This window comes from Erythrobacter sp. SN021, assembly GCF_021864455.1.
On sequence record NZ_JAKKUW010000001.1, the window covers coordinates 283448 to 308412 of the forward strand.

At 61.4% G+C, this 24965-nt stretch carries 26 protein-coding genes; 13 read left to right on the forward strand and 13 right to left on the reverse strand.

Annotated features, from left to right (window positions below):
- Positions 1–55: 55 nt before the first annotated feature.
- Genes ntrC through dusB form a run of 3 tightly spaced genes read right to left on the reverse strand, consistent with a single transcriptional unit; the run spans position 56 to position 3557 of the window.
- Complete coding sequence (gene ntrC, locus L5849_RS01345; RefSeq protein WP_236924022.1) at positions 56–1468, reverse strand: nitrogen regulation protein NR(I); 1413 nt, start codon at positions 1466–1468, stop codon at positions 56–58.
- 8 nt (positions 1469–1476) lie between these two features.
- On the reverse strand, positions 1477–2541 hold the full coding sequence (locus L5849_RS16075; protein WP_115416791.1) for a nitrogen regulation protein NR(II): 1065 nt from the start codon (positions 2539–2541) through the stop codon (positions 1477–1479).
- Complete coding sequence (dusB, locus tag L5849_RS01355; protein WP_236924023.1) at positions 2538–3557, reverse strand: tRNA dihydrouridine synthase DusB; 1020 nt, start codon at positions 3555–3557, stop codon at positions 2538–2540. The genes L5849_RS16075 and dusB overlap by 4 nt, the downstream gene beginning before the upstream one ends.
- A gap of 81 nt (positions 3558–3638) precedes the next feature.
- On the opposite strand from dusB, the gene L5849_RS01360 reads away from it, so the two are divergent.
- From L5849_RS01360 to L5849_RS01370, 3 genes are read left to right on the forward strand one after another with little or no spacing between them, the layout of a single operon-like run.
- On the forward strand, positions 3639–4781 hold the full coding sequence (locus L5849_RS01360) for a bifunctional 2-C-methyl-D-erythritol 4-phosphate cytidylyltransferase/2-C-methyl-D-erythritol 2,4-cyclodiphosphate synthase (RefSeq protein WP_115417890.1): 1143 nt from the start codon (positions 3639–3641) through the stop codon (positions 4779–4781).
- 10 nt (positions 4782–4791) lie between these two features.
- Positions 4792–5322, forward strand: coding sequence for a hypothetical protein (locus tag L5849_RS01365; protein ID WP_236924025.1), 531 nt, complete (start codon positions 4792–4794; stop codon positions 5320–5322).
- Positions 5319–5819 carry a CinA family protein gene (locus L5849_RS01370; RefSeq protein ID WP_236924026.1) on the forward strand — a complete coding sequence of 167 codons (501 nt, stop codon included), beginning with the start codon at positions 5319–5321 and terminating at the stop codon, positions 5817–5819. The genes L5849_RS01365 and L5849_RS01370 overlap by 4 nt, the downstream gene beginning before the upstream one ends.
- Here the strand turns inward: L5849_RS01370 and L5849_RS01375 are convergent.
- From L5849_RS01375 to L5849_RS01385, 3 genes are read right to left on the reverse strand one after another with little or no spacing between them, the layout of a single operon-like run.
- The gene (locus L5849_RS01375) at positions 5816–6271 is read right to left on the reverse strand and encodes a type II toxin-antitoxin system RatA family toxin (protein ID WP_115416795.1); all 456 of its coding nucleotides are present in this window, start codon (positions 6269–6271) and stop codon (positions 5816–5818) included. The two genes, L5849_RS01370 and L5849_RS01375, sit on opposite strands and share 4 nt — an antisense overlap.
- Positions 6271–7212: a lipoyl synthase gene (lipA, locus tag L5849_RS01380; RefSeq protein WP_115417891.1), complete on the reverse strand. Its 942-nt coding sequence runs from the start codon at positions 7210–7212 to the stop codon at positions 6271–6273. Before lipA ends, L5849_RS01375 begins: the two co-directional genes overlap by 1 nt.
- A gap of 52 nt (positions 7213–7264) precedes the next feature.
- Positions 7265–7777, reverse strand: coding sequence for a hypothetical protein (locus tag L5849_RS01385; protein WP_115416796.1), 513 nt, complete (start codon positions 7775–7777; stop codon positions 7265–7267).
- Between the two features lie 97 nt (positions 7778–7874).
- On the opposite strand from L5849_RS01385, the gene L5849_RS01390 reads away from it, so the two are divergent.
- The 4 genes from L5849_RS01390 to L5849_RS01405 are packed head-to-tail and all read left to right on the forward strand — an operon-like array spanning position 7875 to position 10565.
- Positions 7875–8858, forward strand: a complete 984-nt coding sequence (locus L5849_RS01390) for a sodium-dependent bicarbonate transport family permease (RefSeq protein WP_115416797.1) — start codon at positions 7875–7877, stop codon at positions 8856–8858.
- Complete coding sequence (locus L5849_RS01395; RefSeq protein WP_115416798.1) at positions 8855–9163, forward strand: transcriptional regulator; 309 nt, start codon at positions 8855–8857, stop codon at positions 9161–9163. The genes L5849_RS01390 and L5849_RS01395 overlap by 4 nt, the downstream gene beginning before the upstream one ends.
- Positions 9163–9804, forward strand: a complete 642-nt coding sequence (locus L5849_RS01400) for a carbonic anhydrase (RefSeq protein ID WP_236924027.1) — start codon at positions 9163–9165, stop codon at positions 9802–9804. The genes L5849_RS01395 and L5849_RS01400 overlap by 1 nt, the downstream gene beginning before the upstream one ends.
- A gap of 41 nt (positions 9805–9845) precedes the next feature.
- Positions 9846–10565 carry an NYN domain-containing protein gene (locus L5849_RS01405; protein ID WP_115416799.1) on the forward strand — a complete coding sequence of 240 codons (720 nt, stop codon included), beginning with the start codon at positions 9846–9848 and terminating at the stop codon, positions 10563–10565.
- A 58-nt stretch (positions 10566–10623) separates the two neighbouring features.
- Here L5849_RS01405 and L5849_RS01410 read toward each other — a convergent pair whose 3' ends face one another.
- A complete protein-coding gene (locus tag L5849_RS01410; RefSeq protein WP_236924028.1) occupies positions 10624–11922 on the reverse strand; it encodes a hypothetical protein in 1299 nt (432 codons plus the stop codon).
- 301 nt (positions 11923–12223) lie between these two features.
- On the opposite strand from L5849_RS01410, the gene gyrA reads away from it, so the two are divergent.
- Together gyrA and L5849_RS01420 are read left to right on the forward strand one after the other, a co-directional pair.
- A complete protein-coding gene (gene gyrA, locus L5849_RS01415; RefSeq protein ID WP_236924029.1) occupies positions 12224–15061 on the forward strand; it encodes a DNA gyrase subunit A in 2838 nt (945 codons plus the stop codon).
- Complete coding sequence (locus L5849_RS01420; protein WP_236924030.1) at positions 15058–15900, forward strand: TauD/TfdA family dioxygenase; 843 nt, start codon at positions 15058–15060, stop codon at positions 15898–15900. Before gyrA ends, L5849_RS01420 begins: the two co-directional genes overlap by 4 nt.
- On the opposite strand, the gene L5849_RS01425 is transcribed toward L5849_RS01420, so the two are convergent.
- The gene (locus tag L5849_RS01425) at positions 15897–16565 is read right to left on the reverse strand and encodes a lysoplasmalogenase (RefSeq protein ID WP_236924031.1); all 669 of its coding nucleotides are present in this window, start codon (positions 16563–16565) and stop codon (positions 15897–15899) included. The genes L5849_RS01420 and L5849_RS01425 overlap by 4 nt on opposite strands.
- 53 nt (positions 16566–16618) lie before the next feature.
- Here L5849_RS01425 and trmFO point away from each other — a divergent pair, with 53 nt between their 5' ends.
- Positions 16619–17986, forward strand: coding sequence for a methylenetetrahydrofolate--tRNA-(uracil(54)-C(5))-methyltransferase (FADH(2)-oxidizing) TrmFO (trmFO, locus tag L5849_RS01430; protein WP_236924032.1), 1368 nt, complete (start codon positions 16619–16621; stop codon positions 17984–17986).
- Here trmFO and L5849_RS01435 read toward each other — a convergent pair.
- From L5849_RS01435 to L5849_RS01455, 5 genes are all read right to left on the reverse strand, one after another.
- A complete protein-coding gene (locus L5849_RS01435) occupies positions 17983–18441 on the reverse strand; it encodes an EF-hand domain-containing protein (protein WP_236924033.1) in 459 nt (152 codons plus the stop codon). The two genes, trmFO and L5849_RS01435, sit on opposite strands and share 4 nt — an antisense overlap.
- 33 nt (positions 18442–18474) lie before the next feature.
- On the reverse strand, positions 18475–19122 hold the full coding sequence (locus L5849_RS01440; RefSeq protein ID WP_236924035.1) for a hypothetical protein: 648 nt from the start codon (positions 19120–19122) through the stop codon (positions 18475–18477).
- A gap of 31 nt (positions 19123–19153) precedes the next feature.
- Complete coding sequence (locus L5849_RS01445) at positions 19154–20539, reverse strand: pyruvate dehydrogenase complex E1 component subunit beta (RefSeq protein WP_236924036.1); 1386 nt, start codon at positions 20537–20539, stop codon at positions 19154–19156.
- Between the two features lie 3 nt (positions 20540–20542).
- Positions 20543–21619, reverse strand: coding sequence for a pyruvate dehydrogenase (acetyl-transferring) E1 component subunit alpha (pdhA, locus tag L5849_RS01450; protein WP_236924037.1), 1077 nt, complete (start codon positions 21617–21619; stop codon positions 20543–20545).
- Between the two features lie 127 nt (positions 21620–21746).
- Positions 21747–22016: a septum formation initiator family protein gene (locus tag L5849_RS01455; protein WP_115417892.1), complete on the reverse strand. Its 270-nt coding sequence runs from the start codon at positions 22014–22016 to the stop codon at positions 21747–21749.
- Positions 22017–22235: 219 nt separating this feature from the next.
- On the opposite strand from L5849_RS01455, the gene hppD reads away from it, so the two are divergent.
- From hppD to L5849_RS01470, 3 genes are read left to right on the forward strand one after another with little or no spacing between them, the layout of a single operon-like run.
- Positions 22236–23357 carry a 4-hydroxyphenylpyruvate dioxygenase gene (gene hppD / locus L5849_RS01460; RefSeq protein ID WP_236924038.1) on the forward strand — a complete coding sequence of 374 codons (1122 nt, stop codon included), beginning with the start codon at positions 22236–22238 and terminating at the stop codon, positions 23355–23357.
- Positions 23354–23935, forward strand: a complete 582-nt coding sequence (locus L5849_RS01465) for a VOC family protein (protein ID WP_236924039.1) — start codon at positions 23354–23356, stop codon at positions 23933–23935. Before hppD ends, L5849_RS01465 begins: the two co-directional genes overlap by 4 nt.
- A gap of 57 nt (positions 23936–23992) precedes the next feature.
- Positions 23993–24928, forward strand: coding sequence for a mechanosensitive ion channel family protein (locus L5849_RS01470; RefSeq protein WP_236924040.1), 936 nt, complete (start codon positions 23993–23995; stop codon positions 24926–24928).
- Positions 24929–24965 lie beyond the last annotated feature (37 nt).

The following is a 24965-nucleotide window of genomic DNA, read 5'->3' on the forward strand; positions in this document are numbered from 1 at the left end:
GTTTGCAAGTATAAATACGACAAAAGGAGGGGTGTAGCGGTCGAGCGCCCTTCCCTCAGCGCCTTGGGCCGAAATCCTCCGGCGCGATTCCAAGCTCGGACAGCCGTTTGCGCAAGGTGTTGCGATTGATCCCCAGCAACCGGGCCGCGCGCAGCTGATTGCCGCCTGTCCGCGCGAGAGCGAGTTCGAACAGCGGGGTTTCGAAAGCAGCGAGGGCGGCATGGTAAAGCGTCCCATCGGGGGGATGCGCGTCCTCTACCCAATCCTCTACGGCCGCCTCGAACCCACACTTTTCCCCGGTGTCCGGATCGAGAGCCGACTGGGGCAGAACATCTTCGACGGCCGAGCGATCGATCACGTCGTCGCGCGCCATGAGCGCGAGACGGAATACCGCGTTACGCAATTCGCGGACATTGCCACGCCAATCGCGCTGTTCGAGCGCCTCCACGCCGCTGGATAGTGCTTGTCGCGCAGGTAATCCCTCCGCTGCGGCCTGCCCCAGAAAATGCCGCACCAGAGCGCCGATGTCCTCTCGCCGCTCGCGCAGCGGGGGAAGATGGATCGGGACGACATTGAGGCGATAATAGAGATCCTCGCGGAAGCGCCCGTCGGAAATCATCGGAGTCAGATCCCGGTTCGTGGCGGCGACGATGCGCACGTCGACGCCGATTTCCTGCCGACCGCCCACACGGCGGATCTTTCCCGACTGGAGAGCGCGCAAGAGTCGGGTCTGTGCCTCGGCAGGCATGTCTCCGATTTCATCGAGGAACAGCGTGCCGCCATTCGCCTGTTCGAACTTGCCGATTTGTTGGCCCACGGCCCCCGTGAAAGCGCCGCGCTCGTGTCCGAAAAGTTCGCTTTCGAGAAGATCGTGCGGGATGGCCGCCATATTGACCGCGACGAACGGGCCGGTCTTGCGTGAACCCAGTTCATGGATGGCCTCCGCCACCAGCTCCTTCCCCGTGCCGCTTTCCCCCGTGATCAGCACGGTAAGATCGTTGCGCAAGACGCGGGTGATCATCCGGAACACGCCTTGCATGGCAGGGCTGCGCCCGATCAGCGGCAAGGCGTCGTCATCGTCCGCAGCTTGATCTTGGGACGCGGGTCGGCTCGCAACCGCCTGAGTCACGGCCTGGGTGAGCTCATCCAGGTCGAAAGGTTTGGGAAAATACTCGAACGCATCGCTGTCGCTCGCCCTGACTGCGGTATCCAGCGTGTTCTGCGCCGAGAGGACAATCACCGGCATATCGGGGGCCTGCGCGCGCACGGCCTCGATCGACGCCAGACCGTCGCCATCCTCCAGAACCACATCGGTCAGCATGACGTCGAAACGACGCTCGGCCAAAAGGACATCGCGCTGGGCAATACTCTCGCACCTCGTCACATCGAAGCCATCGTCGCGCAGCGCCTCGGTGATGACCGTCGCTATGCTCTTATCGTCTTCGACCAGCAGAACCGCGTGCGCCATGAAATGTCCTACCCTGCCGCTACCGGCAGATTTATCCGAAAGTGGGTTTCGCCAGCGCGCTCGTCGCGCTCGTGCGATATGCGCCCTCCCATGTCGCGCAACAACTTGCGTACGAGAGCCAGACCGAGGCCCTGCCCCTGAGGTTTGCTCGACACAAAGGGCTCGAACACATGTTCGTGAAGCGCTGGATCGATGCCCGGGCCGCTATCGATCACAGTGATTTCGATCGGCAGGCGCGTGACCTTGCCAAACCGGATGGTATTGAAAACCAGACCGCTGGCGAAGCGCGTGCGAACCTTCACCCGGGCATCGTCGATTCCCGCGCTGGCATCACATGCATTCGCCATCAGATTTATGAGGACCTGCTCGAGCGCGCCCTGATCTGCCGCTACCGGAGGGAGCGATGGGTCGAACTCTTCCACCAGTTCGCAAGGCTCGGCACGGCCCGCCCGCACGGTGCCCATCGCATTGCGGATGGCCTCGTGCAGATTGCACGGGCCTGTGATCTCGACCGGCTTTGCCCCGAGTTGCTGCATCCGATCGATCAATTGGGCAATTCGGTCGACTTCGGCGGATATCATTCGCGCCAGAGGTTTGTCCTTTCCCGCAACCCGCCGCGCGAGCAACTGGCTCGCCCCGCGAATGGCGGAGAGTGGATTCTTGATTTCGTGAGCCAATACGGCCGGAGCCCGCAGCTCTACCCGTTCGTTCTCGTCGTCATCGATCTCGGGTTGACCGGCGTCGGACAGTGTCAGCACACGCCATCCGGCAGCGCCATGCAACGGCGAACTGCTGATATTTACCCGCCGTTCTCCTTGCGCCGTCGCGATGGTCACGCCCCGAGCGACGATCCGCGCCTCCGCACTGCGCAGCGTCTCGCTCAACCGCTGGTCGGAAATGCCGATCACATCCCAAAAGCGCTTCTCGCACAGCTTGCGCGCGCTGCGACCGAACATCTCCTCCGCTGCATGGTTGGCCTCCACGATGAGATCATCCTCGTCGAGCAGCAATACGGCGAAGATCAGCGCGGCGATCTGGGCACGCGCGTCGGGTACGCCCGTGCTTGTGGTCACGCAGCGCGGCGATGCATGAAAGGTTCGTAAAAGCGCTCGATCTCGTCGAGGACCGTGGCGGGATCGTCGATGAAATTGACGAAATTTCTGAATTCCGCCGAACCGTGCAAACCCTTTGTGTACCAGCCAAGGTGCTTGCGCGCGATCTTGGTGCCGACACCTTCGCCGTAATGGTCGAGCATCATCTTGTAGTGTTCTACAAGTACGGCATACTGCTCGTCGAAACCGGGGCTCTCGAGAACTTCGCCCGTTCGCCACCAATGCATGACCTGGCCGAGCAGCCATGGTTTGCCGTAGGCACCGCGACCGATCATGATGCCGTCGGCACCCGACTGGTCCAGCGCCCTGGCGGCATCGGCAATGGTGCAAATATCGCCATTCGCAATGACGGGAATCGACACAGCATCCTTCACCTTGCGGATGAAGGCCCAGTCGGCGCTACCCTTGTACATCTGGTTACGGGTGCGACCGTGAACGGTGATCATTCTGACGCCCAGATCCTCGGCAATGCGTGCCAATTCGGGGGCGTTGAGATCGGCATGATCCCAGCCCATGCGCATCTTCACCGTCACCGGAACGTCGACCGCCTTCACGGTCGCTTCCATGAGCCTGGTCGCCAGGGGCACCTCACGCATCAGGGCCGAGCCTGCCAGTTGGCCGACCACCTTGCGCACCGGGCAGCCGAAGTTGATATCGATAATGGCCGCGCCATTGTCCTGCTGAAGTTTCGCGGCTTCGGCCATGCTATCGGGATCGCAGCCCACGAGCTGCATCGAAACCGGCTCCTCCGTCGTATCCCAAGCGGCCTTCTGAATGCTTTGGCGCGTTTCGCGGATCGCGGCTTCGCTGGCGATCATTTCGGTCACATTGAGGCCTGAACCATAGCGGCGGACCAGCTTGCGGAACGGGAGGTCGGTAACCCCCGTCATCGGCGCGAGAACGACCGGGGTATCGATCGACACGTCTCCGACAAGGATCGGCTTCGGCGGCGCCGCTGGAAAAGGGTGTGTGCTCATCGGAAATTCAATGCCTAAATATTGGGCAGCCACATAGTGCGTTGCGACCAAAACGGCAAGCGGCTAGCGCGCAGCATCGATATGCAGGACACAGGCCCCCTCCCCCAATTCGCGGCGATCGTCGTTGCCGCCGGCAAGGGTCTGCGCGCGGGGCAAGAGCTGCCCAAGCAATTCGCGATCTGGAAGGGCAAACCGGTATTGCGGCATTCGGTTGAAACGCTGATCTCGGCCGGCGCGGATCCGTTGGTTATCGCGATTCCCCCCAATGGCGAACGCGCAGCGCGACATGCGCTCGCCGGGCTGACGGGTTTTACGCTGGTCGTCGGCGGCGAAACACGGCAGCTTTCGGTCGCCCGCGCGCTCGAGGAAGTTGGCGAGGCCGACCGGATTCTGATTCACGATGCGGCGAGACCGCACCTGCCCGTCGAGGTCATCGATCGTCTGCTGTCCGCATTGGAGAACACGGAGGGTGCTATCCCGGTCCTCCCGGTCGTGGATAGCCTGTCGATCGACACGGACGGTATGATGGCTGGAAGCGCGCAGCGCGAACAGCTTCGCCGTGTTCAGACACCGCAGGCCTTCCGATATCGGCATATTCTCGAAGCCCATCGCGCCTGGGATGGCGAAACCGATGCGGGGGACGATGCTCAGGTGCTGCGCGCGGCAGGGGGCGATGTTGCCCATGTGCAGGGCGACGAACGCCTGGCGAAACTGACATTCGCGGAGGACTTCATGAAGGTTGCACCAGCCATTCGTACCGGAATGGGGTTCGATGTCCATCGCCTCGCCGAAGGGGAGGAGTTGTGGCTCGGCGGTATTCGCATCGAGCATGACAAGGGGCTCGCCGGGCACAGCGATGCCGATGTCGCGCTACATGCCATTGTGGATGCCTTGCTCGGCGCCGTCGCCAAGGGCGATATCGGCAGCCACTTTCCGCCGAGCGATCCGCAATGGAAGGGAGCCAGCAGCGATCGCTTCCTCATTCATGCCGGTAAGCTGGTCGGCGACTCCGGCTATCGCGTCGGCAATATCGACCTGACGATTATCTGCGAAGCGCCCAAAATCGGGCCGTATCGCGAGGCGATGCGCGAACGGATCGCCAATCTGCTCGACATTGACATCGGAGCGATATCGGTAAAGGCCACCACGACCGAACGGCTCGGCTTCGCCGGACGCGGCGAAGGCATTGCCGCGCAGGCAATCGTTTCGGTCATCAGGGAGTAGGCGAATGGGCATGAGACGGAACAGCAGGATAGTCACGACATTCATGACCGCCATCGCGCTCGTCCAGGCACAGTCCGCGCTGGCGCAGGCTTGCCTCGCCCCCGACGATGTGACCGATGCCGGGATTTATGCGATCCCGGTCGTGGCCGACGGTTTTCGCGTGTCATGCACCCCGCATCTTGCCGCAGACGGTTTCTTTGCGACGCAAGGCGAGGACTTCGTTGCTCCCTACAGCGCGATGCAGAGTGAACATTGGCCGGGCACGCTGCGCGTGTTCCTCGCTCTGGCCGCCAGTGACGGGACCGATGAACGGGCCGATGCCTTGGGCGAACTTCCCGCCGATGCGCTCCGCCCGCTCGTCGACGCGTTTCTTGCCCAAAAGATCGGCGAGGAGATCAAACCGAAGGACTGTTCGAAGCTCGAACGGGCGATGGAACTGCTCGCGCCGTTACCGCCCGAAAACCTCGGCGGCCTGCTGACCTTCATCCTCGACGTTACCGGCGTCAAGGAACCCGCGATCTGCGAGACGGAAACGCAATGAGCGACGGTCTCCTCCCGCCCGAGATCGAAGAACTCGCGAAGCGCGTGATCGAAGCGAACAGCGCAATAGGCCGCAAGGTGACAGTGGCGGAAAGCTGCACCGGCGGTCTGGTAGCCGCCGCTCTGACCGAGGTGCCCGGGTCTTCCGCCGTGCTCGACCGCGGTTTCGTGACCTATTCGAACGAATCGAAGAGGGAATGCCTCGATGTCTCGCTCGAGATCATAGAGACTTTCGGTGCCGTATCGATCGCTTGTGCTTGGGCCATGGCGAAGGGCGCACTGGAACGAAGCGACGCCGATATCGCGGTCGCGATCAGCGGGGTCGCGGGCCCTGCCGGAGGCACCGATCTGAAACCCGTGGGGACCGTGGTGTTTGCCCGTGTGGTTCGCGGTGAGGAAGGCGAACCAGAAGGCGAACTCAAGCGCTTCGAACCCATTTCGCGCGCGGAAATACGCCGCGAAGCAACGATATGCGCTCTGGAATTGCTCCTGCCCTAGAGATTGGCCACCGCGTTTTCGCGGCCATAGAGTTCGTCCGCGCGATCTTCGAAAGCCTGCACCATCTTGCGAAACGCGCGGTCGAAATACTGCCCGGCCAGCGCTTCGAAGACGGCATTACGGAAAGTGAATTCGACGCAGAAATCGACTTCGCACCCCCCATCATCCGTGGCGGTGAATGTCCAGTTATTGTCGAGATCCTTCAACGGGCCATCGACGTAGATCACCTCGATATGATCGGGCCGGTGCTTCAGGACCCGCGAGGTGAACTTCTCCCGGATCGCCTTGAAGCCAATTAGCATGTCAGCGACCATCTCGGTTTCGCTGTCGCTCCGCACCCGCGTCGCGACGACCCAAGGCAGAAACTTGGCATAGTTTCCGACATCGGCAACCAGATCGAACATCTGTTCCTGACTATATGGAAGACGACGTTTTTCGCGGATACCGGGCATCAGGCACCCTGTTTGGCGAGTTTCGCTTCGCGCGCCGCGCGCATTTGCGCAAAATCGTCACCGGCATGATAGCTCGAGCGTGTCAGCGGGCTCGAGGCTACCTGGAGGAAACCCTTGGCTCGGGCAATCGCGCCATAAGCGGCGAATTGCTTGGGCGTGACGAATTCCTCCACCTTCGCATGTTTGGGTGTCGGCTGGAGATATTGGCCCATGGTGATGAAATCGATATCCGCGCTGCGCATGTCGTCCATTACCTGGTGCACTTCGAGCCGGGCCTCGCCGAGGCCCAGCATGATACCCGACTTGGTGAAGATCAGCGGATTGTGCGCCTTGACCTCTTCGAGCAGGCGCAGCGAGGCATAGTAGCGCGCGCCTGGGCGGATGGTCGGGTAGAGCCGCGGCACGGTCTCGAGATTGTGGTTGAAGACGTCGGGACCCGCTTCGCAGATCTCGGCGATCGACTGCTTCATCCGCCCTTTGAAGTCGGGGGTGAGGATTTCGATCGTCGTATCGGGCGTCTCGCGGCGCAGCGCGGTGATGACCTTCACGAACTGGCCCGCACCCCGATCCGGGAGATCGTCGCGGTCGACGCTGGTGATGACAATATGTTCGAGCCCCATCGCGGCGGCTGCGGCGGCAGTGTGTTCCGGTTCCAGCGGGTCGACCGGCATCGGCATGCCAGTCTTGATATTGCAGAACCGGCAAGCGCGGGTGCAGGTATCGCCGAGGATCATCACCGTGGCGTGCTTCTTGGTCCAGCACTCGCCGATATTCGGGCACGCCGCTTCTTCGCACACGGTGTGCAGGTTCAGGTCGCGCATCAGCTTACGCGTTTCCTGATAGCCTTGGCTGACAGGCGCCTTCACCCGAATCCAATCGGGCTTGCGCTGCATCTGCGGGCGATCGCCCTCGGGCTTCGGCGGAGAGGAGAGGTCGTTCATGTCGCGGCCCATCTAAGCCCTCGCAGTCCGGGCCGCAACCATGGCATTCGTATTAGGAAGCGGGCTCCGATAGATCGATGGGAATGCGCTCTCCCGTGAGAGGATCGGATGTGGCGAGTGTTTCCTCCTCGCCCTCGGGCAAGGGAATGAGTTCGCTTCGTATCTCACGCCGATCAAGGTCCATTATGGCCCCCTTCCCGCTGATCATATGGGCGATTGCCGTCAGCCCGATCGTCACTGGTTCGGGATCGATGGCCTCGAGCGCTATATCGCTCGCTTGCAGGGCGACCTTCGTTCCGGAAACTTCCGAGCCGATGTAATACAGTTCGGCGTAGTAGCCGTCCTTCTCGATCAGCAGTTCTCCTCCGCGGGCGGTGAGCAAAGGCAGCTTGCACGGCGTTCGACAGGAATTGCCGAAATTGTTGCTGACGAGGGCTCCTGCGGGCGCAGTGACAATATCCACCTGCTGCGCGGGTTTGAGGGCGTGGCCTTTGACGAAATAGTTTGGACCGCACGCACTCAGCGCCAAGAGGCTGGCCGCAGCAATAGCGATTTTTCTTTTCATATCCTCTCCCCGATCCTGTCGAGGACTGGTGCGCGCACTGTGAACTCGCACTGAATGCCGCTTGCCGCGCGTCGAAGCCAGAGCTACCGCGACGGACATGGACGCTACGACACTCCAGACATTCACCTCTCCGGTGGTGCTGTTCTTCGTTCTTGGCCTGCTGGCAGCTTTTGCACGGTCTGATCTCGCCATTCCGGAAGCAATTGCCAAGGGGATGTCGCTCTATTTGATGGCGGCAATCGGCCTCAAGGGCGGTGTCGCGGTTTCCGAATCGGGATTCAGCCTGACGGTTGCCGTCGCGCTCATCGCGGGTATCGCCGCAGGGTTCATCCTGCCGGTCTTCGCCTTCTGGCTGATCCGCGGTTTCGGGCGACTGGACCGGATCAACGCCGGTGCCGTGGCCGCTCACTACGGCTCGATCAGCGTCGTCACCTTCGTAACCGCAGTCGAGATTCTCGAATTTCAGGGCAAGCCGTCCGCTGGCTACATGGTCGCGGTGATGGCCACAATGGAAAGCCCCGCTATCCTTGCCGGTCTGCTCCTTGCACGCGGCTTTGGCGACGACAATGGCCAGAGCATGCGCGAGATGCTGCACGAAGTGTTCTTCAATTCTTCGGTCGTGCTGCTGCTGGGAGCTTTCGCCATCGGCCTGATCGGTGGGACCGACGGATTTGCCGATGTCAGTCCCTTTTTCGAAGCAGGGTTCAAGGGCGTGCTGTGCATCTTCCTGCTCGACATGGGATTGATCGCGGCGCGGCGCATGATGGATTCGCGGGCCGTTACTTGGCGCCTCGCCTCGATCGCGATTTTCCTGCCGCTGGTAAACGGTGCGGCGGGCACGATCCTTGGCACCGTCGTCGGGCTCGACGTCGGTTCGGCCGCCGCGCTTGGCGTGCTCTGCGCCAGCGCCAGCTACATCGCGGTCCCGGCAGCCATGCGGCTTGCCCTGCCCGAAGCCGATCCAGGTATCTACCTGACCATGTCGCTCAGCATCACCTTCCCCTTCAACGTATTGATCAATATCGGCCTGATCAGTGCCTTCGCGTCGATGATCGCCGGACAGGGAGGCCTCGCGCCATGATCGAAACCGTAACCCGCAAGCGGATCGAAATCCTTACCGACGTGGCGCTGGTACGCCGCGTTACCGACGCCATCGATCGCGCCGGGATCACCGGATGGACGATCACACCGGTGCAGTCGGGCAAAGGCCGCGACGGCCGCTGGCGCGAGGAACGTGTGATGGGGACCGACAAGGTATTCGTGCTCACCATTGCCCCGCAAGACAAGGCCATGGCGCTAGCCGAGGATCTCGCACCGATCCTGACCAGCCACGGCCTCTTGCTGACGATGTGGGATATTCAGGTCATACGCGGAGAGCGGTTCTGATGCCCGAATTCGCCGAACTGCTCGAAGGGTACAAGCGCTTCCGCAAGCAGGGATACCCGCGCCAGAAAGCGCGCTACGACACTCTGGTCAGCGAAGGACAACATCCGAAACTGATGATCATCGGCTGTTCCGACAGCCGGGTGGACCCGGCCCAGATCTTCGATGTCGATCCGGGGGAAATCTTCGTGGTGCGCAATGTCGCGGCACTGGTTCCCCCCTTCGAAACGTCGCCCGGGCAGCATGGCGTTTCGGCCGCGCTCGAGTTCGCCGTGCAGTTTCTTCAGGTTCGTCAGATCGTCGTGATGGGCCATGGCATGTGTGGCGGTTGCAGGGCCGCGCTGACGCAGGACCTGTATGGCAACCGGTTGGGGGAAGGCGGCTTCATCGCCAATTGGGTTCATCTGCTCGACGAGGCGCGCGATCCGATTGCCCGACGCTATGGGACCGAGAGCCGCGAAGCGGAACGAGCGATGGAAATGGCTGCGGTCGGCGTCAGCCTTCAAAACCTGCGCACCTTCCCATGCGTACGCGAGAAAGTTGCGAGCGGAGACCTCAAGCTGCGCGGTGCGTTCTTCGCCATTTCCGAGGGCGTGCTCTATGTCCGCAACGAAGAGACGGGCGAATTCGAGCCCGAGGAATAAGTCCTTGAACGGCGGGCCTGGGCAAGACATCTAGCGATGCCATGGCAGACTTCGAACAGCGCAACATCGCCCTCCTCATCGATTCCGACAATGCGAGCCCGGCCGGCATCGATCCGGTCCTCACCGTCCTGGCGGAACTCGGCCAGGTCAACATCCGCCGCGCCTACGGGAACTGGCGCAAGACCAGCCTCAAGGGGTGGATCGACCTGATGCACCGCTATGGCATAGAACCGCAGCAGCAGTTCGACATGACCAAGGGCAAGAACGCCACCGACATGAAGATGACCATCGACGCGATGGACCTGCTTTATCGCGGACGTGTCCACGGCTTCGGGATCATGAGCTCGGATAGCGATTTCATGCCACTCGCCATGCGCATCCGGCAGGATGGCCTCCCCGTCTACGGCTTCGGCGGCGCCAAGACCCCTGAGGCCTTCCGTCAGGCCTGCACGCGCTTCATCGACGTGAACGCCCTGATAAGGGCTGAAAAAGAACAGAATGGTAAAAGCGGGCCGAGCAGCGATTCCAACGTTCTCGACCAGGACTTGCTCGACTTGTTGTTCGATGCCTATGCCGCAAGCAAGCGTGACGAAAACGGTTTCGCGAAGCTGGCGGAAGTCGGCCAACGGGCAGGCAACCGGTCGAGTTTCGACACGCGCAATTACGGTTTCGCTCGGCTCACCGACCTTATCGAGGCTATCCCCAACTTTTCGGTCGAGCGCCGTGCCAACGGCCAGAGTTTCGTAAAACGGCTGCGCTGACGAAAAAAGGGCGCGAACCGAAGATCGCGCCCTTTTTCGTGATGGGTGAGCACCGCCTTTACATCGCGGCGCCGCTTGCCTGCTGGGTAGCGTAGATCGCCCAAAGGTTCGCGATCGCCTCGCGCGCGCCCTCGACTTTGTCGAAGGTCGCCTTCGCCTCGGCCAATTTACCCTGATCGAACTGCGCGATACCCAAGCGTGTAAGGACCATCGGCGCGTTTGCGCCCGGCATGTTCACCGCCTTCGCATAATAGGTCTCGGCGTCCGCCGGTTCGCCCAGGGCGAGAAGCGTATCGCCAGCAGCAAGAACTGTGGCGATCGAGGCGCCAGCCTTGTCCGCATCAGCCTTCAGACCCGCCAGGTCGGCACGGTCCTTGGCAGCGCGTTCCGCGGCCTGACGGCGTGTGTCGACGACATAGGGATCGGTCTTGTCGAGAACACCCTTCGCGTACCCCTCGTCGATGAGCGAAACGACTTCCGCCGGAAGGCGGCGATAATCCGCGGCATCCATGTATTCGAGATAGAGCTTAGCATCGTTCAGCACGCCGGCACGCTGACCAAGCCGAAGCAGGTCGAGAATTTCGGGGTTCTGATAGCCTCCCGTGTTAAGCAGGATCGCCACGGCGTCGCGCCAACTCTCGTCGCTGGGGTGCTGGGTGACATACCAGGTGGAATACTTCCTCACCTCGGAGTTGAGCTGATTGTTGTAGGCCTGCGCAAGCCCGCGCCGCAGCCAGCCCTCGTCAACGGTCTCGCCCGCTGCGATTTTCGCATTGATAAGATCGCTGAGATAAGTGAGGCCCTGTTGCGGCTGGTCTTCGGCGAAATAGCTTTCGGCCACGAAAATCATCGGATCGTTTTCGGTATAGCCGGCGTCGGCCGCAGCCTGGAAATAGGGGCGCGCCTTCGCATAATCCTTGGCCGCATACGCCACCTGTCCGGCCACGAAATTGAACTGGCCAATCTTGTCCTCGGGAACCTTGCCGCTCTTCAGCATCATTTCCATACCCTGGAGGGATGCTGCCTGATCCTGGTTCTTGGCACCGTTGGAATAGATGAAGCTGCCCGCCGCATACCGATCGTCATCGGTTTCCACGGCCGCCACGAGGCCGGGAATACCCGCCTTGATCGCCGGATAATCGACCGGCTCCGCCGCAGCGATCGTTTCGAGCGGTTTGTAGGTTTCGATAAAGCCTTTCGAATATTGCGGTTTGGCCTTCTTTTCCTTCTTCTGCTTTTGCGCGAAGGCCGGGGCTTCGAGCGCAGTCACGGCAAAAGCCCCACCGGTCGCAAGCGCGATGGCAAGAGCGAAGGTCGAAGCCGCGCTATTCTTGCGGCCGAGACGAGTGAAAATCATGTGAAAACTCCCAAGAGTGGACAGGGGTTCGAACGCACGGTCGATGGATCCCATTGAGCAGAGCGGCACATGCCGCCTGTGCGTTCTCATTGCAAATATTTCTACCTTATCTGGCCTGAATACGGATTGAATGCGCGTTCTGTTCCTCGTTCATGGTCATTGCTGGCACAAGCTTACCCATATGTGGAAAAAGCACCCGAAACCGGACGATGGTTCCCGCATTGTGTGGCGCTGCTTGGCCGTTTGGCCTAAGGTTGGGCGCACCAGAACATAAGCAGTTCGCAATACGGAATTTCACGTTTTGTCCAACGAAACCGACATCCTGGATACCCCCGCCCCCGGCGGAGATGATTACGCACGCATCGACATCGTCGATGAGATGAAGACGAGCTATCTCGATTACGCGATGAGCGTGATCGTCAGCCGCGCTTTGCCCGACGTGCGCGACGGTCTGAAGCCGGTCCACCGCCGCATTCTCTTCGCCAGCCAGGAAGGTGGTTTCGTCGCGGGGCGCCCCTATCGCAAAAGCGCGAAGATCGTCGGTGACGTGATGGGTAATTATCACCCGCACGGCGATTCCGCGATTTACGATGCACTTGCCCGCATGACGCAGGACTGGTCGCTGCGCGTGCCGCTGGTCGATGGCCAAGGGAACTTCGGTTCGATGGACCCCGATCCGCCCGCCAGCATGCGTTACACCGAGGCGCGGCTTGCCCGTGTTGCAAATGCCCTGCTCGACGATCTCGACAAGGATACTGTCGACTTCACCGACAATTACGACGGATCGCGGAAGGAACCGACCGTCCTTCCAGCCCGCTTCCCCAATTTGCTGGTCAACGGCGCCGGTGGGATCGCGGTCGGCATGGCGACCAATATCCCGCCACACAATCTCGGCGAAGTGATCGATGGCTGCCTTGCTTTCATCGAAAACCCGGCCATCACCTCGGAAGAGCTGTTCGAAATCATTCCGGGACCAGACTTCCCGACGGCTCCCCTGATACTCGGCAAGTCGGGCGCGCGCGCAGCGTATACCACGGGACGCGGTTCGATCTTGATGCGGGCGCGCCATGAGGTCGAAACCAAGGGTAATCGGCAGGCGATCGTGCTGTCGGCGATCCCCTATCAGGTCGGCAAAAGCGGCTTGGTCGAGAAGATCGCCGAAGCGGCCAAGGAGAAGCGGATCGAGGGAGTCTCGGACATTCGCGACGAATCGAGTCGCGAAGGCGTGCGGGTCGTCGTCGATCTCAAACGCGATGCCTCGCCCGAAGTCGTGCTCAACCAGATTTGGCGTTACACGCCCGCGCAGGCGAGTTTTCCGGCCAATATGCTCGCCATCCGCGGCGGTCGACCGGAGGTTCTTACCCTTCGCGACTTCGTGCAGGCTTTTATCGGCTTCCGCGAGGAAGTCATCATTCGGCGTACCAAGTTCGAGCTTAACAAGGCGCGCGAACGGGCGCACATCTTGCTCGGCCTAGTAGTCGCCGTCTCGAACCTCGACGAGGTAGTGGCGATGATCCGCGGATCGTCCAACCCCGCCGATGCCCGCGCCAAGCTGCTCGCCAAGGAATGGCCGATCGGCGATATCGCGCAATATATAGCGCTGGTCGAAGCGATCGAACCGAATGACGAGCAGACCGGCGGCACCTATCGGCTGTCCGAACGTCAGGTGAAGGCCATTCTGGACCTGCGTCTCCACCGCCTGACGGCGCTGGGTCGGGATGAGATCGGCGATGAGCTCAAGGAACTCAGTTTCGCCATCGAGGAATATCTCTCCATCCTGGCGGATCGCGCAAAGCTCTACGGCGTGATGCGCGAAGAACTCGTTGAAATCCGCAACACCTACGCGACCCCGCGCATCACCGAAATCGCACCGGCCTGGGACGGGATCGAGGATGAGGACCTGATCGAGCGCGAGGAAATGGTCGTGACGGTGACCCATGGCGGTTACATCAAACGCACCCCGCTGGACGCTTTCCGCGCACAGAACCGCGGCGGCAAGGGCCGCAGCGGGATGGCGACCAAGGATGAAGATGCCGTGGTCGAAATGTTCGTTACCTCGACGCACAACCCGGTGCTGTTCTTCACCAATACAGGTCGCGTTTATCGCCTGAAGGTCTGGAAACTGCCCGAAGGAGGCCCACAGACCAAGGGCCGCCCCATGGTCAACCTGCTGCCGCTGGGCGACGACGAACGCGTGACCAACGTCCTCCCCCTCCCCGAGAACGAAGCCGAATGGGCGAAGCTCAATATCGTCTTCGCGACCGAACAAGGCATGGTGCGTCGAAACTCGATGGATGCCTTCACCAACGTACCCAGCAACGGCAAATATGCGATGGGCTTCGTCGAGGGCAGCGGCGACCGCCTTATCGGCGTGCGTTTGCTGACCGAGGATCAGGAGATCTTTCTCGCTTCCGATGCGGGCAAGGCGATCCGCTTCGCTGCCAGCGACGCGCGCGAGACGAAAAGCCGCACCGGCATCGGGGTGCGCGGCATGAAACTGAAGGATGGGGAAAAGGTCGTCTCGATGGCCGTGCTCGACGCAGGCGAACGCGATACCGAGGTTCGCGATGCCTATCTGCGTGCGGCCGACTGGAAGAACAACGAGAACGCCCCGACGCTCGACCGGGATAAGATCACCGAAATGGCCGAGGCAGAGGAGTTCATTCTCACGCTGACCGCCAACGGTTATGGCAAGATTTCCTCCGCCTACGAATATCGTACGACCGGGCGTGGTGGCCAGGGCCTGACCAATATCGGCGAACCCTCGAGCAATCCAAACCGGAATGGCCATGTCGTGGCCAGTTTCCCGGTCCGTCATGGCATGCAGTTGATGCTGGTGACCGACCAGGCCAAACTGATCCGTCTGCCGCTCACTTTCCGCCATCTGATAGACGGCGGGTTCGAGAGCCATGAAGGCTTCTCGATTTCGGGCCGCGGGTCTTCGGGCGTGCGCATCTTCAATGTGGCGAAGGGCGAACAAATCGTCAAAGCGGCGAGGATCGACGAAAACGAGGAACCGGAAAACGAAGCCGAGGAAGCCGTGGCGGATGAGATCGCGGATCGTGGCGGTTTCGACAAGACCGAGCCCTACACCACCAAGCATTCGGACAAGAATATCGACGGGGAACCGGGCGGATGAGCCTGACGGTCGAGCCCAGTGGCAAGGCGTGCGGCGCGTATGTCACCGGGCTCGACCTGTCGCATCCGGTAACGGATCGGTTGATAGCTGAAATCCGCTCGCTCTGGCTCGAACACAAAGTGCTGGCCTTCCCCGGACAGTCGATGAGCGATGACGCGCTCGAGGCGTTCACGCTTGCAATGGGGGGCTTCGGCGATGACCCTTTCTTCACGCCGATTGAAGGGCGCGAGCACATCGCCGCCATCCTGCGCGAGGCCGACGAACAGACGCCGCTATTCGCCGAGAATTGGCACAGTGACTGGAGCTTCCTCGAACATCCGCCCGCCGGAACCTGCCTTCTGGCGGTCGATATTCCGCCCAAGGGCGGCGATACGCTGTTCGCCGACCAGGCCGCCGCATTCGCTGCCCTGCCCGACCAGCGCAAGGACTACCTGCGCAGCCTGACCGCCATCCATAGTGCCAAGCTGGCCTACGCGCCTGAAGGTACCTATGGAGAACGCGACGAAGGGCGTTCCATGGCGATCGAACCGGATGAGAGCGCCCGCGCGACGCAACTCCATCCCTTGGTGCAGCGCCATCCCGAAACCGGGGTGGAGTGCCTCTATTCCACGCTTGGCTATATCGTCGGGATAGAAGGCATGGGGCAGGCCGAAGCGATCGCGCTGCTATCCGACCTTGCGCAATGGCAGGCACGCGACGCGTTCGTCTATCGCCACCGATGGGAACACGACATGCTGGTCATGTGGGACAATCGCTCGGTCCTCCACAAGGCGACCGGCGGTTATGAGGGATATCGGCGCGAACTGCACCGGACCACGATTGCGGCCTGGAGCGGCTAAGCCCCCGTGGGGGGCGGGTCCTTGCGCAGGGTCTGCACCACGCCGGTGGCGATCAGGAACTGCCCACCATAATAAAGCGGCCAGATGAGCCACTCGGTCACCGATCTCGGTAGCGCTCCCGCCTCTCCGGCGAAAATCAGCAAATCGCTGACCACGAACATAACCGCGCCGGCCCCGACCCGATAGCGCGGGAATCGGCTCAGCCATGCCGCTGCGGCCATTGCGCCGACCACCCCGGAATAGGCTGTCGCGACATGCCAGTTATCCACCGGATAGGTAATCAAACCGGCAATCACCGGGGTCAGGAGAAGAAGCGCGGCGGCCGTCATCACCTGACTGCCGCTGGCATGTTCGCGCCGATTGCGCACGTAGAGGGCGATGGCAATTACATGCCCCACGGCGAACAGGCTGCCTCCGCCCAGGAAGCTGAGTTCGAGAGCAACGTCGCCCATGGCGCCGAACATGAGAACGGCCGCGATCAGGAGACCATCGACGCCCTTGCCCCGAAACGCCGCGTAAATCGCCAGAAAAGCGACACCGGCGCCCTTCCACAGCATGAGCCAGGCCCCGCCGATCGGATCATCGGACACGAAGAAATAGCTGACTCCGGCAACGAGGCTGGCGAGGAGCCAAGGACGATGTTTGGCAAGAGCGGGATGAGGCATTCAGCCTCGCTAGGCCTTGTCGAGGGGGCCTTGCAAGGATTAGGGGCCGCGCGATGACCCATGATATCCACATTATCGGCGGCGGCCTGGCCGGCAGCGAGGCCGCATGGCAGCTCGCCCGGGTGGGCTGCAAGGTGCGTCTGTCCGAAATGCGCGGCAGCGGGGAGATGACGCCAGCCCACCAGACCGACAGGCTGGCCGAACTCGTCTGTTCGAACAGTTTCCGTTCGGACGATGATACCAAGAACGCAGTCGGCCTGCTGCATCACGAGATGCGTCGGCTCGACAGTCTCATCATGCGCGCGGGCGAAGTTGCGCGCGTTCCTGCTGGGTCCGCGATGGCGGTCGACCGCGATGTTTTTTCCGCCGAAGTCCAGCGGACGCTACAGGAACATCCGAACGTCACCGTGGTGCGTGAACGAGTCGATGCACTGCCCCAGGATGGTCTCGCCATCGTAGCGACCGGGCCGCTGACCGCGCAGGCACTGGCCGACAGCATCGTGCGCGCGACCGGGCAGGACCGGCTTGCATTCTTCGATGCGATCGCGCCGATCGTCCATCGCGACAGCATCGATATGAGCAAGTGCTGGATCCAGTCGCGCTGGAACAAGCGTACCGAAGCCAGCAATGAAGAGGGCGATTACATCAATTGCCCGATGACGAAGGAGCAATACCTCGCCTTCCATCAGGGCCTGATCGACGGCGAGAAGACCGAATTCAAGCAATGGGAGGCGGACACACCCTATTTCGACGGCTGCATGCCGATCGAGGTGATGGCCGCACGCGGGGTGGAGACGCTGCGCTACGGACCGATGAAGGGTGTCGGCCTCGACAATCCCTACGATACGACCGAGGAGCATCCGCGGGGGCGCTGGCCCTATGCCGTGGTCCAGCTACGGCAGGATAACAAGCTCGGCACATTGTGGAACATGGTCGGCTTCCAGACCAAGCTGAAATACGGCGCGCAGGTGGAGCTGTTTCGCACCATCCCCGGGCTGGAGAATGCCGAATTCGCGCGGCTTGGCGGGCTGCATCGCAACACCTTCATCAACTCCCCACTGGTTCTCGACCGGCAATTGCGCCTGCGCGGTAGCGAACATATCCGCTTCGCCGGGCAGATCACGGGCTGCGAAGGCTATGTCGAAAGCTCCGCCGTGGGGCTGATGGCGGGCCTGATGGCAGCCGCGGAGCTGGCCGGGCGCGATTGGACGCCGCCACCGCGCACCACCGCCTTCGGCGCATTGTTGTCGCATATCACCGGGGATGCCGAGGCCGCCACCTTCCAGCCCATGAATGTCAATTTCGGCCTCTTTCCGCCGCTGCACGATGTTGGCAAAAAGGTTCGCAAGGAAGCCTATACCAACCGCGCCAAGGAAGATTTCGGCGAATGGCTGGCGGGGATGGAAGCCGTTCCGGCCTAGCAAGCGCAGCGACGCGTCTTTTTCGGCTTGGGCGCGGTGGTGGCGAATTCACCCGGCGTTAGCTGATTGTCGCCATCGGCATCCGCGCTCTCGAATTTCTCGACCGTCGCCACGGCCCATTCCTCGAAATCGAGGAGGTTGTTGCCGTCCTTGTCGAGCTTCCGAAACCCGTCGGAACGGGTCGAGAGCATCTCGGTTCGCGTAATCCGCCAATCACGGTTGCGATCATAGCGAAAGAAACGGCGCTGTTCCCTGGTGAGCTCGGTAGCCGTTGGCGGCGCCGGGCCGACTAAATCGCCCGGATCCGAGGCCGGTATCTCGGGCAATGGATCGCTGGTCTCGATCGGTGCCGGCGGCGGCGCGCCGCGCTCGATCTGCGCCCTGCCCTGCCACCAGAAGGCGCCAAGCCCGACCAGTGCGAGCGCCACCAACCCTCCCAGCAATATCCGGTTCATCGGCCTATCCCCCTAATCCCGCCGGAACTTAGACTAACGTCCGAACAGGCCCAACCGCAAGGCTACCAAAGGGCTGAGCCGATCGCCCAGCATTTCACGCCCCCCGGAACGTAGCGAACGTCGGGCAAGGCCTCCGACAACGGCGAGTGGTCGCAGGGAACTCGGCAATCTCAGAGCTGGTTCGGCGAGCCGCTGTCCGTGATCGAGCGTCTGTGCCCTTTCGCCATCGTCCTGTGCGCGAACAGCGAGGTCGGCCAGAGCCCACAGCTTGCACGCGCGCGCAGCCTCGGACTTGGCCGAAGCTTCATCGGCACCTTCCGCCAGTCCGATACCCAGCTTCTCCCGCCCCTCTACGAAGCGAGCCATTGCAGACGCCTCGAGCGGTCGCGGTGCGAGCAGGGCTTCCCACCCATCGACGAGCGCCAGAAGCGAGGTTTCGGCCCCCTCCCAGGTCCGGCCGATCAGGTCGAGGAGGATGTTACCACGCGGTCGCTCCGCAGCGGACCGGCCGAACTGATCGCGCCACCAGGCGAGCCGCATCTGGCCCAGCAATGGCTCCCTGGCACCTAGCACCATGCGACCGATCCGCCCGTCCAGCGCGAAGGCTGCCAGCCACATTTCGGGCTTGTCGCGAACGCTCGCAATGGCAACGCGCGAGACCTCTGGACATTCGTCCAGCAAGCCCGTTGCGCCATCGCTACTGTCCTGTGGGTCAGTCGCGATAGCAGACCTTCTTCGCCGCCTTCACGATGCGCGGCGTGTCGATCAGCGCGAGCTTTTCCAGATTGGCGGCATAGGGCAACGGCACATCCTCGTCGCACACCCGAAGAACCGGCGCATCGAGATGGTCGAAACCGTCCTCCATGCAAATGGCCATCACCTCTGCCGCGATCGAGCAGGTCGGCCAGCCTTCTTCCGCAATCACAAGGCGATTGGTCTTGGCAAGCGAGGTGAGGATCGCCTCCTTGTCGAGCGGGCGTAGCGTGCGCAGGTCGATGACTTCGGCATCGATCCCTTCGCCGGCCAGTTCCTCGGCGGCTTCGAGCGCGAGGCCCACAGCGATGGAATAGGCGACGATGGTGACGTCCGAACCTTCGCGCATGATCCGCGCCTTGCCAATCGGCAGGACATAGTCGTCGACATCGGGAACGTCGAAGCTGCGGCCATAGACCAGCTCGTTCTCGAGGAAGACCACCGGGTCCTCACAGCGGATCGCGGCCTTCATTAGGCCCTTGGCATCGGCTGCGTCATAGGGCGCGATGACGATCAGGCCGGGGACGCTGGCGTACCACGGGCCGTAGTTCTGGCTGTGCTGCGCGCCGACGCGGCTCGCCGCGCCGTTAGGGCCGCGGAAAACCACCGGGCAGCGCATCTGGCCGCCCGACATGTAATTGGTCTTGGCCGCCGAATTGATGATGTGATCGATCGCCTGCATGGCGAAGTTGAAGGTCATGAATTCGACGATCGGCCGCAGGCCGCCCATGGCCGCACCCGTTCCGATACCGGCAAAACCGTATTCGGTGATCGGCGTGTCGATCACGCGCTTGGGGCCGAACTCGTCGAGCAAGCCCTGGGTCACCTTATAGGCGCCCTGATATTCCGCGACTTCCTCGCCCATCACGAAGACGCGTTCGTCCTGGCGCATTTCTTCGGCCATGCCGTCACGCAGAGCCTCGCGCACGGTCGTGGAAACGAAGGACGTGCCTTCGGGGACCTCGGGGTCTTTCACATCGACCTTGCGCGCGGGCTTGGCGATTTCGGCTTCGCTCGGCTCGCGCCCGACATCCTTACCCTCACCCGGAACGTCCTCGACGGGAGCAGCTTCCGCAGGTGCCTCGATATCGGAAACATCCTCGCCCTCGCCCGCAAGCATGGCGATGACCGTGCCTACCTTCACCCCTTCGGTGCCCTCCTCGACCATGATCTTGCCGAGCGTACCTTCATCTACCGCCTCGAACTCCATCGTCGCCTTGTCGGTTTCGATCTCGGCGATGATGTCACCGGCAACGATCTCGTCACCTTCGGCCTTGAGCCACTTGGTAAGCGTGCCCTCTTCCATGGTGGGCGACAGCGCGGGCATCTTCAATTCGATAGCCATGGCTCAATACTCCTCCACCAGAACATCGGTGTAGAGTTCGCTCGGATCCGGTTCGGGCGAGTTCTCGGCGAAGTCTGCGGCTTCGGTCACGGTCTTGCGGATGTCCTTGTCGATTGCCTTGAGCTCGTCCTCGGTCGAACCGTTTTCGAGGAGCACCTTCTTCAGTCCTTCGATCGGGTCCTTGTGTTCGCGTACATCCTGCACTTCCTCGCGGGTGCGATATTTGGCCGGGTCGGACATGGAATGGCCGCGATAGCGATAGGTGTTGCACTCCATGAGCACAGGCCCCTTGCCCTCGCGCACATGCTTGAAGGCGATTTCGGCCGCCTGACGCACTTCGAGAACATCCATTCCGTTCACATCCATGCCCGGGATGCGGAAGGCGGTGCCACGGCGATAGAATTCGGTTTCGGCGCTCGATCGTGCCGTGCTCGTGCCCATGGCGTACTGATTGTTTTCGACCACGAACACGATCGGCAACTTCCACAGGCTCGCCATGTTGAAGGTCTCGTAAACCTGGCCCTGATTCGCCGCGCCATCGCCGAAATAGGCAAGGCAGAGTCCGCCATCGTTGTTATACTGGTGCGCAAGTGCGAGCCCGCCGCCGAGCGCAACCTGCGCGCCGACGATGCCGTGCCCGCCGTAGAACTTATGTTCGGTCGAGAACATGTGCATGGACCCGCCCTTGCCCTTGGATATCCCCGCCTCGCGTCCCGTGAGTTCGGCCATGATGACCTTGGGATCGATGCCGTAGGCAAGCATATGGCCATGGTCGCGATAGCCGGTGATGACGCTGTCCTTGTCCCCGTCGAGCGCCGACTGGAGCCCAATGGCAACGGCTTCCTGGCCAATGTAGAGGTGGCAGAACCCGCCGATCAGACCAAGCCCGTAGAGCTGCCCGGCTCGTTCCTCGAACCGTCTGATGAGCAGCATCTGCTCGTAAAAGTGGAGCATCTGCTCCTGGCTCGCGTCATAGCGCTTTTTCTTCTCCAGTGCGTCTTGCAGCGAATGGAGAACGAAGTCGGTATCCTCAGCAGGTGACTGAGCGGGCTTTTTCTTGCTCCGAGGGGCTTTGGCCAAGACTTTTGTCCTTGTACTTCCGGGGAGGAATATCGGTTGCGCCTATAGGCACAGGCACAGGCCTCGCGCAACGGCAGAGCGCGGGTGCATACGAAAAACCCTTACGGAAAGCGAAGGTTTCGCCCCGTCAATCCTCGAGCTTGATCACCACTTCGTCGGGATGGACCACATTGAGCTGGCTACGCAGCAATTCGCCCACCATATCCGGATCGGCATGATCGGGGTGCAGCAAGGCGACGCGATTTTCCAGCGCCTCACGCTCTGCCTCAAGCTGAGCGAGCTGTGCTTCGCGCTGGTCCAACAAGCGCAAATTCTCACTCCAGGCGAGCAAGCCGGAAGGGCCAGCAATCGCCAGACCTCCCATGACGAGCAGCGCCGCCAGTGCAGCATGCTGCATTGCCTTCGCCCGCTGAATCGCCGCCATGGAATTTGTTCGCCGCATAGGGATAGAGAATCACAGTTAACCCCTTCACGCAAGGCAATTCTCTCCTCCGGAACCGCTTCGCCGCAGCAGCGGAACACTGCATGGCCTTGCCTCGTTCGTTTTCTTGACACGATACGGTTGCAGGTGTAACTAGTTTCTCCTGAAACCAAATCACGTGACCAGAGGACTGAAATGCCCGATCTCTTCGAAAACCCCATCGGCCTCGACGGCTTCGAATTCGTCGAATTCTGCGCTCCTGAGAAGGGTGTCATCGAGCCTGTTTTCGAAGCCATGGGCTTCACCCACGTTGCCACACACCGTTCGAAAGACGTGCATCTGTGGCGTCAGGGCCAGATCAATCTGATTCTGAACTACGAACCGAAAAGCGCAGCATGGTTCTTCGCGCGCGAGCACGGCCCGTCGGCCTGTGGCATGGGCTTCCGCGTGCGCGATGCGAAAAGCGCCTATGCCGAGCTGCTCGAACGCGGAGCCGAGCCGGTTGCGGTCGAGACCGGCCCCATGGAACTGCGCATTCCCGCTATCCGCGGGATCGGCGGCGCCATCGTCTATCTGATCGACCGCTATGCGGATCAGGACGGCGACGGCCTATCGATCTACGATATCGATTTCGAGTATCTCGACGGCGTGGAGAAATGGCCGGTCGGCGCCGGTTTCAACGTAATCGATCACCTGACGCACAACGTCTACAATGGCCGCATGAAATATTGGGCGGACTATTACGAGACGCTCTTCAACTTCCGCGAAATCCGCTTCTTCGACATCAAGGGCGAATATACCGGCCTGACCTCGAAGGCGCTCACCGCGCCGGATGGCAAGATTCGTATCCCCCTCAACGAAGAAGGCGAAGGCGGCAAGGGCCAGATCGAGGAGTTCCTGCGCGAATTCAACGGCGAGGGCATCCAGCACATCGCGCTGATCTGCGACGACCTTGTCGGATGCTGGGACAATCTGAAGCAGCTCGGTGTCCCCTTCATGACCGCTCCGCCGGAAACCTATTACGAAATGCTGTCCGAACGCCTTCCGGGCCATGGCGAGGACGAAAACGAGCTCAAGATGCGCGGCATCCTGCTCGACGGCACAACCGAAGGTGGCAAGCCGCGTCTGCTGTTGCAGATTTTCGCGGAAGCGCAGGTTGGCCCGGTGTTCTTCGAATTCATTCAGCGCAAGGGTGACGAAGGCTTCGGCGAAGGAAACTTCAAGGCCCTGTTCGAAAGCATGGAGCGCGATCAGGTGCGTCGCGGCGTTCTCCAGGTCGAAGATGCCGAGACGGTCGAAGCGGAGCCTGCCGAATGAGCGACGTCGCAGACCACCCCGTAAAGCTAGGCGGCGTGCATCACGCCGCTTATCGCTGCAAGGACGCGAAAGAGACCGTCGAATGGTACGGCAAGGTACTGGGCATGGATTATACCACTGCCTTTGCCGAGGATCATGTGCCCTCGACCGGCGCCTATGATCCCTACATGCACGTCTTCCTCGACGCTGGGAACGGCAACATCCTCGCCTTCTTCGAACTGCCCAACCAGAAGGACATGGGCCGCGACGAGAATACACCCGCCTGGGTTCAGCATCTCGCATTTCGCGTGAATAGCGAGGAAGAGCTGCTCTCCGCCAAGGAACATATCGAAGGCCTCGGCATCGATGTGCTCGGCCCAACCCATCACGGCATTTTCAAGTCGATCTACTTTTTCGATCCGAACGGCCACCGCGTGGAACTGGCCGCCGACATCGGGACCGACGAGCAATATGCCGAACTGAAGCGTGTCGCGCCGCTGATGCTCGACGAATGGAGCGAAACCAAGAAAGCGCCGCGCCATGCCGACTGGTTGCACGAGATCGCGCGCAAGGAACACACCCAAAAAGCCAAGGGTTAACCGGCATGGAACACACCTCCGGTTGTCCCGTTGAGTGCGGGACAACCGAGGAATTCCATGCAAGCCACGCAAACCACGCAAACCACGCCGGCCGGCGAAACCTACGACCAGACGGTCAATACCTTTTCCACATTGCAGGACCAGTTGGTCGATATGGCCGAGGGCTTCGTTCGCGCGGTGCCCGGGCTCGTCATCGCGCTGTTCATTCTCCTGCTGACCTGGATCATAGCCAAGTTCGCCGTCCGGATTGCCGACCGGTTGACCGCTGGCACCGAAATCCGTCCGAGCCTCAAACAATTGATCGACACGATCGTACGCCTCGCGATCTGGATCGTCGGGCTGATGATTGCGCTGATCGTGGTCATGCCGGGCATGACGCCTGCCAGCTTGCTGGCAGGCCTGGGTATCGGTGCGGTGGCGATCGGCTTCGCGTTCCAGGACATCTTCGAGAACTTTCTGGCCGGCGTGCTCATCATGGTGCGCGAGAAAATGCGCATCGGCGATGTGATCGAATGCGAAGGGATTACCGGCAAGGTCGAACACATCACGCTGCGCGAAACGCATGTGCGCAAGCTTTCGGGCGAACTGTCGGTCGTCCCCAATTCGATCCTGTTCAAGAACCCAGTCGAGATCTTCACCGATAAGGAACAGCGGCGGCACGAAGTCGTCGTTGGGGTCTCCTACGACACCCAGCTCGACCATGCCGCCGATGTCATTCGCCGCGCGGTCGAGGGTCTCGACGACGTACTGGCGAGCAAGGGCGTCGACATTTTCGCGCAGGAATTCAATTCGAGTTCGGTCGATTTTCTCGTCCGCTGGTGGGCGGGCTCGACGCCTCGCGACGGCTGGGAAAGCAAGGACAAGGTCGTGCGCGCGATCAAGGCTGCGCTGGACAATGCCGGGATCGAGATCCCCTTCCCCTATGTCACTCACACTTTCAAAGAGGCCGTCCCTCTCGGCCAATTGGGTGACACCGATTGCAAGACGCCTTAAGGTTTCGAATCGAGACCGGGTTGCGCGGTCTCCTGGG